This window comes from Pseudomonas sp. 10S4 (assembly GCF_034344865.1).
GTDB lineage: Bacteria > Pseudomonadota > Gammaproteobacteria > Pseudomonadales > Pseudomonadaceae > Aquipseudomonas.
The window spans coordinates 5,517,860-5,529,822 of record NZ_CP133774.1 but is presented as its reverse complement, the minus strand read 5'-3'; the positions used below and the strand labels follow the sequence as shown (position 1 = coordinate 5,529,822).

At 53.5% G+C, this 11,963-nt stretch carries 11 protein-coding genes and 4 pseudogenes; 6 read left to right on the top strand and 9 right to left on the bottom strand.

The window, feature by feature from the left end; translation table 11 throughout:
* Positions 1-27 precede the first annotated feature (27 nt).
* The gene (locus tag RHM58_RS25995) at positions 28-444 is read right to left on the bottom strand and encodes a 2OG-Fe(II) oxygenase (protein WP_322268605.1); all 417 of its coding nucleotides are present in this window, start codon (positions 442-444) and stop codon (positions 28-30) included.
* On the bottom strand, positions 420-815 hold the full coding sequence (locus RHM58_RS25990) for a hypothetical protein (protein ID WP_322268604.1): 396 nt from the start codon (positions 813-815) through the stop codon (positions 420-422). The genes RHM58_RS25995 and RHM58_RS25990 overlap by 25 nt, the downstream gene beginning before the upstream one ends.
* A gap of 91 nt (positions 816-906) precedes the next feature.
* Here RHM58_RS25990 and RHM58_RS25985 point away from each other — a divergent pair.
* A pseudogene (locus tag RHM58_RS25985) lies at positions 907-1,056 on the top strand (LysR family transcriptional regulator); the annotation flags it as partial.
* A 284-nt stretch (positions 1,057-1,340) separates the two neighbouring features.
* Entirely contained in the window at positions 1,341-1,838 is a 498-nt protein-coding gene (locus RHM58_RS25980) for a LysR substrate-binding domain-containing protein (protein ID WP_322270905.1), read from the top strand.
* A 56-nt stretch (positions 1,839-1,894) separates the two neighbouring features.
* Here RHM58_RS25980 and RHM58_RS25975 read toward each other — a convergent pair.
* Both RHM58_RS25975 and RHM58_RS25970 read right to left on the bottom strand, forming a co-directional pair.
* Positions 1,895-2,209 (bottom strand): annotated as a pseudogene (locus RHM58_RS25975) (transposase); the annotation flags it as partial.
* A gap of 286 nt (positions 2,210-2,495) precedes the next feature.
* Positions 2,496-2,762 (bottom strand): hypothetical protein, encoded by a 267-nt coding sequence (locus RHM58_RS25970; protein WP_322268603.1) that lies wholly within the window; start codon positions 2,760-2,762, stop codon positions 2,496-2,498.
* A gap of 428 nt (positions 2,763-3,190) precedes the next feature.
* Between RHM58_RS25970 and RHM58_RS25965 the strand changes: the two genes are divergently transcribed.
* Both RHM58_RS25965 and map read left to right on the top strand, forming a co-directional pair.
* Positions 3,191-3,421, top strand: coding sequence for a hypothetical protein (locus RHM58_RS25965; RefSeq protein WP_045060682.1), 231 nt, complete (start codon positions 3,191-3,193; stop codon positions 3,419-3,421).
* Between the two features lie 390 nt (positions 3,422-3,811).
* Positions 3,812-4,603 carry a type I methionyl aminopeptidase gene (gene map, locus RHM58_RS25960; RefSeq protein ID WP_201257463.1) on the top strand — a complete coding sequence of 264 codons (792 nt, stop codon included), beginning with the start codon at positions 3,812-3,814 and terminating at the stop codon, positions 4,601-4,603.
* A gap of 190 nt (positions 4,604-4,793) precedes the next feature.
* Here the strand turns inward: map and RHM58_RS25955 are convergent, their stop codons facing one another.
* The 4 genes from RHM58_RS25955 to RHM58_RS25940 all read right to left on the bottom strand — a co-directional run bounded on the left by RHM58_RS25955 (position 4,794) and on the right by RHM58_RS25940 (position 9,317).
* Positions 4,794-5,807 (bottom strand): isocitrate dehydrogenase, encoded by a 1,014-nt coding sequence (locus tag RHM58_RS25955; protein WP_201257464.1) that lies wholly within the window; start codon positions 5,805-5,807, stop codon positions 4,794-4,796.
* 345 nt (positions 5,808-6,152) lie between these two features.
* Positions 6,153-6,914: a YoaK family protein gene (locus RHM58_RS25950; protein WP_201257465.1), complete on the bottom strand. Its 762-nt coding sequence runs from the start codon at positions 6,912-6,914 to the stop codon at positions 6,153-6,155.
* Between the two features lie 302 nt (positions 6,915-7,216).
* Positions 7,217-8,461, bottom strand: a complete 1,245-nt coding sequence (locus tag RHM58_RS25945; protein WP_201257466.1) for a malic enzyme-like NAD(P)-binding protein — start codon at positions 8,459-8,461, stop codon at positions 7,217-7,219.
* A gap of 625 nt (positions 8,462-9,086) precedes the next feature.
* Positions 9,087-9,317, bottom strand: a complete 231-nt coding sequence (locus RHM58_RS25940) for a hypothetical protein (RefSeq protein ID WP_140893163.1) — start codon at positions 9,315-9,317, stop codon at positions 9,087-9,089.
* A 142-nt stretch (positions 9,318-9,459) separates the two neighbouring features.
* On the opposite strand from RHM58_RS25940, the pseudogene RHM58_RS25935 reads away from it, so the two are divergent.
* Positions 9,460-11,115: pseudogene (locus tag RHM58_RS25935) on the top strand (SulP family inorganic anion transporter).
* A gap of 68 nt (positions 11,116-11,183) precedes the next feature.
* On the opposite strand, the gene RHM58_RS25930 reads toward RHM58_RS25935, so the two are convergent.
* Entirely contained in the window at positions 11,184-11,369 is a 186-nt protein-coding gene (locus RHM58_RS25930; RefSeq protein ID WP_201257468.1) for a ribbon-helix-helix protein, CopG family, read from the bottom strand.
* Positions 11,370-11,536: 167 nt separating this feature from the next.
* Between RHM58_RS25930 and RHM58_RS25925 the strand changes: the two are divergent.
* A pseudogene (locus RHM58_RS25925) lies at positions 11,537-11,788 on the top strand (DNA polymerase V subunit UmuC); the annotation flags it as partial.
* Positions 11,789-11,963: the final 175 nt, after the last annotated feature.

Genomic DNA, 11,963 nt, shown 5'->3' with positions numbered 1-11,963 from the left:
CCTTTTTATTAGAGTGTTGCGTACGAGTCAGGCCGTTCGGCCGTAAAAGCCCAGTTGTTCCTCAGCGCTGAACAGCACGCCGGGTTTTTCGTAGTACGAGAAAACAGCCACCATCCGTTCGCGGCTACCCTTGACTGGGGTGACGCGGTGCGCCGTGTTTTTACCGCGAAACACATTGAGCGTGCCGGCGCGTAACTTCAGAGTCTGCACCTGGGGATCACGCCCCTCAAGCAGTTCGGCCACACCGGCGTAGTTGGGATCATCACTAGTTCGCAAGTCGCTGCGGTACTGGAATTCGCCACCTTCTTCGGGGGCCTGCAGCATAAGCGTGGTGGTGAATTCGGACCGATCGAAGTGCCAATTCAAGGTCTCGCCCTGGCGGTAACTCATCACATTGACGCGGGCTAAGGGGTCAGCCATCACGTGCAAGTTTGGCTTCTCCATGACGGAAGCCAGAAAGGCCGCCAGGGAGGGTACTCGTAGATGTCACTGACTAGGCTGCCCTTGAGTTGGTCTGCGCACAGGGTATGACTGACCGTCTCGACGTTGCGTAATGCCGGATGATCCGCCGCCAAGCCCTCGATCTGCGGTTTGAAGTAGATATTGTGCGTGCGGCTGTGGGTATGGGATTCGCTGTTCATGGTCGGCTGAATTTGCTTGGCCGCCAGGCGTACTTTGTCCGCTGCGATAAAGCCTTCCAGATTGAACATGCCGTTCAGGTTCAGCTCGTTGCGGGACTTCTCAACCAGGCGGTTCCATTCATCGCTGCCTTCACGGTCGAGTGGATAGCGCTCAAGATCAATGACGTTGTTCATGATGACCCTCTCGTTGTAGATGGCTCCAACGTATCCCATGAAAATCTTCGCAACAACGGCATAAATTGTTAGGATCCCCCTAGTAAAACTTATGGGAGACGCGCTCATGCAACGGTTGCCGCCCCTCAATGCCGTTCGGACCTTCGAAGTCGCCGCACGGCTGGGCAGCTTTGTGCTGGCGGGTGTAGAACTGGGCGTGTCATCGGCGGCCGTCAGCCAGCAGATTCGCCATTTGGAAGACTACTTCGGCAAGAAACTCTTCGTACGCAACGGCAACCGTTTGGCCCTCACCGACGCCGGCCTGGCGGTCTATCCACAAACCTCTCGGGCGCTGGGTGACATCGCCGCGATGACCGTGCGCATACTCGAAGGTGAAATGCGCACACGGCTTATTGTCAGCGTTCCGTTTTCCCTGGCCGAATGCTGGCTAGCCCCAAAGCTCTCAGAGCTGCTGGAGATCTACCCACAACTGTCGGTGGATGTTCGTGTGGAAGATGACCCGGTCGACCTCGCCACCGGCATGACGTGGATCTTCGGGTCAGCTATGGGAGTTATCACTACCCCTCGTTTGAGGCCATTCCCTTGTTCCATGACGAAGTGCTGCCGGTTTGTGCGCCGGAAATTTGGTATCGGCACGGCAACAAGGACTTCGATCTCACACAGATTCACGAAAGTTTGTTTATCCATACTCAATGGGGCCCCAACTATGCGTCGCATCCTACGTGGAGTGATTGGTTCACCAGCGAAGTCGGGGACTATTCACCGGACCCCGCACATGGCCGTCGCTCGGGGTTGTCGAGCCTATCGGTGACCCTTGCCAAGCTGGGGATGGGGATTGCTTTGGGGCAGAAGGTGATTGCGAAGCGGGATTTGGAGGCGGGCCGTTTGATTGCGCTTTCTACTGCGTCGTTGAAGCTGGGGCATGCTTATTGTGCGTTTGTGCCTGCGGCCAAGCGGGGGCGGGTGGATGTGCAGAGGCTGATTGGGTTGTTGCAGCTTTCAAAAGTTGAGGCGGGCCTGTAGGAGCGGATGTATCAGCGAAATCCAACGCGGTGTATCTGAAACATCGCGCTAGGTTCGTTGAGGATGGTGGTTTCGTCGGGAATGCGCTCCAGACTCAGCCCCGCAAACTGGCGCAGAATAGTCGTATCGTACAGTGCCTCTTCCATCGCTGGATCGCTGTAACCGAATCAGTTTTGCATCAGATGAACACGTAGCATCGCCATCAGCGGATAGGCCGGACGACCGCCATCACCCTTCGGGTAGTACGGCTCGATCAGAGTAATCAGTCCCTTCCAGGGCACCACCCGATCCATCTCGATCAGGAACAACTCTTTGCGGGTCTGCTTACGCTTGCCGGCGTACTCGGCATCGGCGAAGGTCATCTGCTTTATCGGAAAACTCGTCGGGTGGAATCTGGGTATTTTGCCAAAATCTGGAAGTCTTCTTCAGAGTTCCCCTTATTGGAGTAAGTGTGCCGAGAGCTGCCGAGCGATGGGCGGCAATCGACCGATTCTTTTGAAAATAGTTATTTCCCCCAAAGTGATCGAGTGTTGATGGGCGAAAACACGTTAGAGAGGGATATTTAAAGGAGGACCCCATGTAAGTACTCGGCGCTGAGCAGCTTGAAGCAGTTAATACTCTGCGCCGAAAGTAATTTTTAACTATGTACGAAACCCTCTATTCAGTTTTTAGTGTGAATACAAATGCTGCCAGCGACGGATCTTTTTCAGCATTTTGTTTGTGCCTGCCGATGAAAATCCACTCGTCCTCTGTCCAAAGAATTCGTGTTGTTTTAGGTGCTTTGCAGTCAAAAACAACCTGATAGATTTTTGTTTCTCGCTGCTGGACGACGACGCATTGCTCAAGGCAAACCAACAATCGCTGCCCGGGCTCCAGTGTTGGCGCATTGAGCGGGACACACATCTTAATTTCTGTTTTTCGCATGATGACTTTCGTCCTTAAAATTCAGAAACCGTACGCGTCAAATCAAAAGCAAAGGCGATCCGTTGCGGCGAGGGACTCATCGGCGTGGAGCTGATAGCTCATTGCTGATCACGAGAGCTTTTTGGGTTCGGTTTTGTTCTCGATCTGGCCGTCAGAGCCTTTTATCACTGACGCTCACCCGCAAGGTTGTGTGCTTTCAAAGACAAAGCAGTGGGCGGGGGCGCTCGGGCCTGCGTACCTCATGGGGTTCGGTGGTTATGCTCATGACTAGCCTCGGAGGGTTCATATGTGCATAATATTATCATGCAGTGATAATAAAAAGGCAGTCTGCTCGCCCTTGCCTCAGGCAGGGGCGAAGTTTTTTGCTCAATTGCCGGGAGGCAAAATCACGCATGAGAACGGAAATACGTGAGCGCTTGGAGAGCTGCATGAAACGTGAGGACGTAAAAATCAAACACGCTGAAGGCATTCAGTTTGACACCCATTTAATTGCCAATCCGGCCAACACCCAGGAGTGGATTGCCTTCTTTAAAAAGGAAGCAGGACGAAGCTTTTTCCTGGTCAATGACAACGAAGAGATTGAACCCTTCCGACACCTTGATGATTTGATTCATGAACTGCGTGAAATCGGCATCAAGGTGGCTGAAATTCATTTTTGAATTCTTTTCCCTTGGAGTGTCGTCATGTCTGTCAGGGTCGAACATCTGTCTAGTCAGAGTGAAGATCTATGGTCCGTGTGTGTAGGTGCCCGGCGAATTCAGTTCCGCAATGAGCAGGGTGCAAAGGACTACGCAGCAAAGCTGAAAGAGCGTATAGAAGCTCCGCATATATACCCGTATGCAGTGCCGGCAACCGGTGACAGAAATTGCCGCAAGTAATTAAATGTGTTGCCCTTGTTTTATTATAAAGATTGAAACATAACAAAAATAACAAAATACCCTGCTTGCGGGCGATGCATGAGTCGGCGAGCTATAAGTAAATATCTTTGAACTTATGTCGAATCTATTCGACAAGTGAATGCCCGTTCATTCAGTATCTGGAGTCGCATAATGAGGGTGAAAGTGCCCGCTAAAAAGCCAGCGGAAATTGCCCTGTCACGGGCTGCTGGCAAACTGGCTGCGGAGGTTTTGAGCATGATCGCGCCGCATGTCAAGCCAGGTGTTTCTACCGATGAGCTTGATAGGCTGTGCCATGACTACATAGTCAACGTGCAGAAGGCCATTCCAGCCAATGTCGGATATCACGGTTTCCCTAAAACCTTGTACACCTCTGTCAATCATGTGGTGTGCCACGGAATTCCATCGGATAAAAAGCTTCGGGATGGCGATATCATCAATATCGACATCGCAGTTCTCAAGGATGGTTGGTTCGGTGACACAAGTCGCATGTACTTTGTGGGTGAGCCAAGCGCTGAGGCTCGCCGGATAGTGGACACCACCTATGAGGCAATGTGTGCCGGCATTTATGCAGTAGGTCCTGGTGCCACGCTCGGTGATGTCGGGCATGCCATTCAAACTGTGGCGCACCGTGAGGGCTACAGCGTTGTGCGCGAATACTGCGGACATGGCATCGGCAAGGTTTACCACGATGAGCCGCAGGTCCTTCATTATGGGAACCCTGGTGAAGGTCTGAATCTGAAACCGGGCATGATTTTCACCATTGAGCCAATACTCAATGCTGGAAAACACGATGTAAGAACGCTTGGTGATGGCTGGACGGTGATCACCAAGGACCTTTCGCTCTCGGCCCAGTGGGAGCATATGGTCCTGGTCACTAATGATGGTTTCGAGGTTTTGACTCCCTGGCCAGATCAATCAGAAGAGTACCAGGAGATTTTTTAATCGCGTGGCCAGTCTTCCTTTTGCGCAGCGGGCGCCAGTGATTCCTGTGCGTTTTTGCCTGGAGTCGGTGCTGATGGGTAAAGATCTCCCGCTCTTGGGCATTTTGATTTCTCTTCAATCAAAGAAGGTCGGTAGGCGGGGCCTCAGGATATAAAACGCCAGCTCTGACTGAGCTGGCGATTACGTCTATCTAGTCACGCAAGTAGGCCACCAAGGCGTCAGCGAAGGACTCGGTCGTTCCGGTTCCCCCCATATCCGGTGTTACCTGATCGCAGGAGGTTTTCAGAACAACGCGGATAGCGGTACGAATGCGTGTCCCCTTGTCCACCATGCCCAGATAATCAAGCATGTCCGCGGCAGCCAACAACAATGCACAAGGGTTCGCAATGTTCTTGCCTGCGATGTCCGGTGCCGAACCGTGGACCGCTTCGAAGATCGCCGCATCGGCTCCGATGTTAGACCCGGGCGCCAAGCCCAATCCACCCACCAGGCCTGCGCACAAGTCTGAAAGGATGTCACCAAACAGGTTGGTGGTGACAATGACATCGAATTGATGGGGATTCATTACCAACTGCATACAGGCATTATCGACGATCATTTCGTGGAATTCGATTTCCGGATAGTCCGCAGCGACCTCACGCGCAACCTCAAGAAACAAACCGGAGCAAGACTTGATGATATTGGCCTTGTGCACCGCGGTAACTTTCTTGCGGCCTTTGCTACGAGCCAGCTCGAACGCGTATCGCACGATGCGTTCGGAGGCTGTGCGTGTTACACGAATGCTCGCCAAAGCGACTTCGCCGTCCTCTGAAATACTTTGTCCTTCGGGTAAGTAAGCGCCCTCGGTATTTTCGCGCACCGTGATGATGTCGATATCTTCGAAGCGCGAACGGGTCCCTGGGAAACTGATCGCCGGTCGGACATTGGCGTAGAGATCGAAATGGCGGCGAAGGTGAACGTTGATCGATGAAAACCCACGGCCGATCGGTGTCGTCAGAGGGCCTTTAAGTGCGATGCCATGTTTGGCGATCGTATCGATAGAGGCGGGTGGCATCAGCTGTCCATGTTGCTGCAACGCCTCCAGGCCGGCCTCAACGAAGTCGTAGCGAAGATTGCAGTCAAGGGCGTCGAGTACGCGTAGCGTCGCTTGCATGATCTCGGGGCCGATGCCGTCGCCCTTGATGATTGCGATTGTTCTGCTCATGGTCTCTTCCTTAACAGAGCTTTGTCAGCCTGCTGTATTGATTGGGTCATTGAGACTGGTGTCACGAGTCTGCTGATAGGCATTGACTGTCTGACGGCTTTCACCGCGCCAGTGTGCTGTGTTTCATCCTCCGCGCCGTGACTGCGCAGGTCATCGCGGATCAAATGACGGGCGTCCTGAGACGGGTGTCAGGTCTCGCGCCGCACAGAACTACTCAAGGATGCTGCTGTTACGGGGCGAGCTACCGGATCAAGCGTGCTGTCACTGCTCCACCGAGTATGCGCATAACATTAACATACAATGTTAATTGTTATGCGGCAGACGCGCTCAGCAAAAGTCATTGGCTCACTTTCGCATGACGCGGCGGACAAAAAGCCTGACGTCGTCAAAGGCAGGCACAATTGCCAGCGTCACCAGCACCATCGCGAGCGGTACCGTTGAGATGTAACCAATGTGCTTGAACCCAAATGCCCCCATCACGCCGCCGAAGAAGAAATTCAGCGCCAGCAGTATCAGTATTTTGAGCCGGGTCCGATTGGCGAGAACTTTTGGATGGGTCGATGTGCTGACGGCATTCCAATAAAACAGTTTTCCAAACTCGATACCGATATCCGTGATGATGCCGGTGATGTGAGTCGTTCGGATTTCGGCTTTGGAAATTTTGGTGATCACCGCGTTTTGTAGTCCCATGATGAAACACAGCAGCATCACGGTGACGGACACGAACAAACCATCCACTGTGGATAGTTGAGCACCCAGAAAGCCAAAGCAGATAAGCAGAAAGGCTTCGAACAGGAGGGGCACTGCAAACTCACTGTGCAACCGTCTGCGTCGGGAGTAATTGACCATGACCGCAGAGCACGCGGCCCCAACCAGAAAGGACAACAATGCGCCGGCGCCACCAAGCACCAGATCGTAGGCTCCCAGTACACTGTTGTCTGCCATCGAAGAGACGATGCCTGTCATATGTGAGGTGTACTGATGCACCGCCAGGAAACCGCCAGCGTTGATTGCTCCCGCGACGAAGGCCAAGGCAAACCCAAGATGTCGGTTTGCGGCTGTGGTACGCCTTCGCCCGGTGAGGCTCCTGACATATTTGATCGGCATTTATTCGCCCCTGTTCCAAGGGAAGGAGGGGCAAAAAGCCAACCGATTATGCATATCTGATATCACCAGGTTCTCGCGATTTAGACGGGTCAGCTCGTTGAGTTGAGTGCTGATTACCTGCCGGGGAAGTAGACGGGGATCGCGAAAGCTTCACTTGGCGATCGGCCAAAAGCGGGTAATTTTGCAAAAAGGCGGACTGTCGATATTCAGGAGGTGCAGCGGCTGGACAACCCCAGGTGCGACAGCTGCCAACCGTGAAACAGGTCCTGCAACTGCGGCACATCTGCATGATTGACGTCTGCTTAAAGCGGGTAGTGCGCCGGGTAATGCAGCTTCGCAACGCCGGTGTCGATAGCGGCCTTGGCCACTGCACCGGCTATTGCTCCGAGCAGGCGAGCATCGAGCGCTTTGGGGAGAATGTAATCGCGGCCAAACTCAAGCTTATCGACGTTGAACGCTTGCAGCACTTGCACCGGTGTCGGCTCTTTGGCCAATTGGCGCAGAGCCTCCACCGCAGCAATTTTCATCGCTTCGTTGATCCGGGTTGCGCGAACATCCAGCGTCCCGCGGAAAATGAACGGAAAGCCCAGCACGTTATTGACCTGGTTCGGGTAATCAGAGCGACCGGTTGCCATGATCAGGTCATCACGTGTGGCCATGGCCAGCTCGTAACTGATTTCAGGGTCCGGGTTCGAGCAGGCAAACACGATCGGGTTAGGTGCCATCGCTGCCAGTGCTTCTGCCGGGAGGAGATTGGCTCCAGACAGGCCGACAAACACGTCAGCACCGGTCATGGCTTCCATCAGCGTACGAGGGCCACCGTCGTTAACGAACTGTGCCTTGTATTGATTGAGGCCTTCCCGAGCGGAGTGGATAACACCGACACGATCGACCATGTATAGGTTGCTTTTTTGAGCGCCAAGACTAAGCAGCAGGCGCATGCAGGCAGTGGCGGCTGCACCGGCGCCGAGGCAAACAATTCTCGCATTCCCCAGGGTTTTGCCCTGAATCTCCAGTGCATTGAGCATGCCGGCGGCAGTGACGATGGCAGTACCGTGTTGGTCGTCATGGAAGACTGGGATGCTGCACTGTTCGATCAGTGCTTCTTCGATTTCAAAGCACTCAGGCGCTTTGATGTCTTCCAGGTTGATGCCGCCAAAGGTGTCGGCAATGCGCACGACTGTATCGATAAAGGCTTGGGAGCTCTCGGCATTGACTTCGATATCGATCGAATCGATTCCGGCAAAACGCTTGAACAGCAATGCTTTGCCTTCCATGACCGGCTTGCTGGCTAAGGGGCCTAGATTGCCGAGGCCCAGAATGGCCGTGCCGTTGGTGATTACGGCCACCAGATTTCCTTTACCGGTGAAGCGGTAGGCATTCTCTGGATTCTTCGCAATTTCGCGTACGGGCTCCGCTACGCCCGGGCTGTAGGCCAGCGCGAGTTGGGCGGCTGTGTCGGCAGGCTTGGTCAGCGCGATGCTGATTTTCCCAGGAGTCGGGAATTCGTGGTAATCCAGTGCAGCCTTCTTGAAGTCGGTAGTCATGCGAGCCCATAATTAGACGTTGATTACAACTGCATGTTAACATTATTATAATGCAAGGCAACGAAGTCCTGCCCCCGAGACCAGGCACAAATTGCCGGCTGAACGCTGCTGATGAAGGGGTTTGTCAGCCAGCGGACCCACTCTATTGACCCTAAGACTTCAGGGCGGGCCTGTATCTGGTGGTCAATAGAGATCCTCCTATGCTTGAACCCGTCTTAGGCCACCTCGTGTGGCCATTTTTTTGCGCGCTCGAATGTCCCCAGCGTCAAGATGCTGAAGTTATGGGCGTGGCTCAAGTGATCGCGGTAATCAAAATAGCAGGGAGCGAAAGGGGAGCAGGCTTGGTGTTCTGTTCCTGTTAGCCAAACGTCTAGACTGTCCAATGGAGGGAAATGCCCCGGATCAGCATTGGTCAGCGGTCCTGGCTGTGAGAGGCGTGGTGAGTTCGCGGGAAGGGATGGAGCGTGTCGATTCTTTCTTTCAAAGTGGCGGCATGGGCCTTTGCCCCCTGCTCAGTACGAAATTGGATGTTGCGGCTGCCGAAACAAACAGACCAAAGCGCTTCGCTCTGGCCGGACAACTACGCAACCTTTATTGACATGATCAAACGCCCTGAGTGGAACCATCAGAAATGAACTTCGGCGGACTTGATACCCAGCTCTCGAAGCTCATGGATCAGTTCATCGAGGCGTCCAAATGACTCAATTTCCTCGTTGTCATTGACCAGAAAATAGCTTCTTCCTGCTTCCTTTTTGAAAAGAATGATCCATTCGTGTGTGTTGGCCGGGTTGGCTATCACATGCGTGTCGAAGTGCATGCCTTCACCGTGTTTGGTTTTGACGTCTTCGCGTTTCATGTCGGGGGGCTCCGGGCATATGTTTATGCGCTCTCGACACCGTATCTACAGTGTCGCTGGTGTCGTAAGAGGCTAGGCCAATTGCTTTGCTATTATCACTACGTGTGAATAGTATGCACATGCTACCAAAGCGAGGCTAGTCATGATTGCGATACGGGAAGCTTGGAAAGCAGGCTTGTTAGGGCCCAAGCATTGGCTTCGAAATATCGTCTCAGGGGTCATCGTCGGCGTTGTGGCGCTACCCTTGGCCATGGCATTTGCCATCGCATCGGGCGTCAAGCCGGAGCAGGGGATCTACACGGCGATTGTGGGTGGTCTATTGGTTTCGCTGTTCGGCGGGAGTCGACTACAGATCGCCGGCCCTACCGGGGCGTTCATCGTCATTCTGGCCAGCGTAACGGCCAAGTACGGCGTTGATGGCTTGCAGATCGCGACAATGATGGCGGGCGCAATATTGTTACTGCTCGGCATCACCAAGCTTGGTGCACTTATCAAGTTCATTCCTGATCCCGTGATCGTTGGGTTCACCGCCGGCATCGGTGTGATCATTTGGGTCGGGCAGTGGAAAGACTTTTTGGGGTTGCCGAAAATTAGTGGCGACCATTTTCATGAGCGGCTTTGGCACCTCATCCAGGCGCTGCCCGGCCTCCATGTACCCACGACCCTGTTAGCCCTCTAGAGCCTGCTGTTGGTGATACTCGCGCCTAAAGTACCAGGCGTAAGGCGTGTTCCTGGTCCTCTGATTGCCATGGCCGTTGTGACGGCGTTGAATTCCTGTTTTCAATTCGATGGCGTGGCAACGATCGGGAGTGCATTCGGAGGGATTCCTCAAGGACTGCCAAAAATGGGCCTTCCTGAAATAACGCTGCCGCAGATCATTGAATTGATTGGTCCTGCGTTCGCGATTGCGATGCTGGGGGCGATCGAGTCGCTGTTGTCTGCTGTTGTCGCCGACGGGATGGCCGGCACCAAACATGACTCCAATCAGGAGTTAATCGGACAAGGCATTGCCAACCTGGTCACTCCTCTGTTTGGTGGCTTTGCTGCGACAGGCGCGATCGCTCGAACAGCGACCAACATCCGAAATGGTGGCAATAGCCCCATTGCGGGTTTTGCGCACGCCGTCACGTTGATTTTATTGATCCTCTTCCTGGCACCTCTGGCTTCGGATATCCCGCTGTGCGCGTTGGCCGCGATCTTATTTGTGGTCGCTTACAACATGAGCGAACTGAAGCACTTCAAACGCATGGTCAAACGAGCCCCAAAAGCGGACGTTGCGATCCTTTTAATCACCTTCAGCCTGACCGTTTTCAGCGATCTGGCGATTGCAGTGAATATCGGGGTCATCCTCGCCATGCTGCAGTTTATGCGTCGGATGGCTTCATCTGTAGAGGTGCAGTTAATGGTCGAAAAAGAGCTGGAGGCGGAGTTGCGCATAAATGGGCATGTACATCTTCCACCTGGTGTTTTGGTTTACACCATTGAGGGGCCTCTGTTCTTTGGCGCAGCAGAAACCTTTGAGCGCGTTTTGGCTCAGACGCACACCGATCCTGGGACGTTGATTATTCGCCTGAAACGGGTGCCGTTCATGGATATCACGGGCTTACAAACGCTGCTCGAAGTTATTGAGCAGTTGCGCAAACGCAGCATCGTCGTGAAGTTGTGTGAAGCCAACGAAAAAGTCCTTGGCAAGCTCGACAAGGCAGGGGTACTTCAGGCACTCGGCTCACAGCATTATCATGCTGACTTCAGTGGTGCACTGGGCAGCTACGCTGAGGTCGACAAGCCCCAGGGCTAGAGATGAGGTGCAGAGAGTAGAAGGAGCGATGAGCAGGCATTCGTCGTACCCGCTCATGCGCAGATGAATCACTTACCATTGGACGCAGTTCTGCTTTTGGTGGCGTAGGACACGCCGTGCGTCTCCAGATAGTCCCGAATAAGCTGACGAACGACCTGAGAGGGCGTCAGATCCTGAGACGCGCAGAGCTCCTCAAGGGCCTTTTTCTTGACGGGATCAATGAGCACAGTTAATCGTGCAGTCTTATTTTCCATGGAATTGTCTGTACCCTAAAACGATCAATGTTAATCAAATTATAATGGTCGAAGATTTATTTGTCACCGGTTAGGTTCGTTACAGTTAACTGGATTGACCGTGACCAGAAAGTGGCGACGATAGGTCTACCAGAAACGGGCAAAGAGGTGTCTACGAAACCCGGGGCGATTCAATCGCCACGTACATGATCCACGCCACAGAGAAGCTTCGGGCCTAGCAGTCGTTGTGTAAGAAAATTCGGGTGAGCATTCGAACCGGGATGTTCAATCCCGAGGAAGCGAAGTACGCCAATGGCGTTCTGGTGGAGTTGCCCTATTCAACGGACGACGTTCGGTTGATGACAAAAGCTGCGGTGGACGCGGTGGATAGGGTCTTCCGACCAGGCTTCAAATACAGCAAAGCCGAGGTGCTCCTGGTTAGAGGCCGCTCCTCTACAGGCCATCCGCGCCGAGTGAGTTGTTCAGTGACATCGAAGATTCCCACGTCACCGAAAAATCCTGTGGTGTCCGGGTAATGTGCATCGGCTAACGATACCTTGGCCAAGCCTGATTCTTGATCAAAATACAACAGAAAATGCTAGCCCCCTGTAGTGC

What these genes read in the sequence shown, in the direction of transcription:
- RHM58_RS25945 (WP_201257466.1), bottom strand. Translation starts at nt 8,461, where the DNA reads ATGACTACCGACTTCAAGAAGGCTGCACTGGATTACCACGAATTCCCG.
- RHM58_RS25970 (WP_322268603.1), bottom strand. Translation starts at nt 2,762, where the DNA reads ATGCGAAAAACAGAAATTAAGATGTGTGTCCCGCTCAATGCGCCAACA.
- RHM58_RS25940 (WP_140893163.1), bottom strand. Translation starts at nt 9,317, where the DNA reads ATGAAACGCGAAGACGTCAAAACCAAACACGGTGAAGGCATGCACTTC.
- RHM58_RS25990 (WP_322268604.1), bottom strand. Translation starts at nt 815, where the DNA reads ATGAACAACGTCATTGATCTTGAGCGCTATCCACTCGACCGTGAAGGC.
- RHM58_RS25955 (WP_201257464.1), bottom strand. Translation starts at nt 5,807, where the DNA reads ATGAGCAGAACAATCGCAATCATCAAGGGCGACGGCATCGGCCCCGAG.
- RHM58_RS25965 (WP_045060682.1), top strand. Translation starts at nt 3,191, where the DNA reads ATGAAACGTGAGGACGTAAAAATCAAACACGCTGAAGGCATTCAGTTT.
- RHM58_RS25950 (WP_201257465.1), bottom strand. Translation starts at nt 6,914, where the DNA reads ATGCCGATCAAATATGTCAGGAGCCTCACCGGGCGAAGGCGTACCACA.
- RHM58_RS25930 (WP_201257468.1), bottom strand. Translation starts at nt 11,369, where the DNA reads ATGGAAAATAAGACTGCACGATTAACTGTGCTCATTGATCCCGTCAAG.
- RHM58_RS25995 (WP_322268605.1), bottom strand. Translation starts at nt 444, where the DNA reads ATGGAGAAGCCAAACTTGCACGTGATGGCTGACCCCTTAGCCCGCGTC.
- map (WP_201257463.1), top strand. Translation starts at nt 3,812, where the DNA reads ATGAGGGTGAAAGTGCCCGCTAAAAAGCCAGCGGAAATTGCCCTGTCA.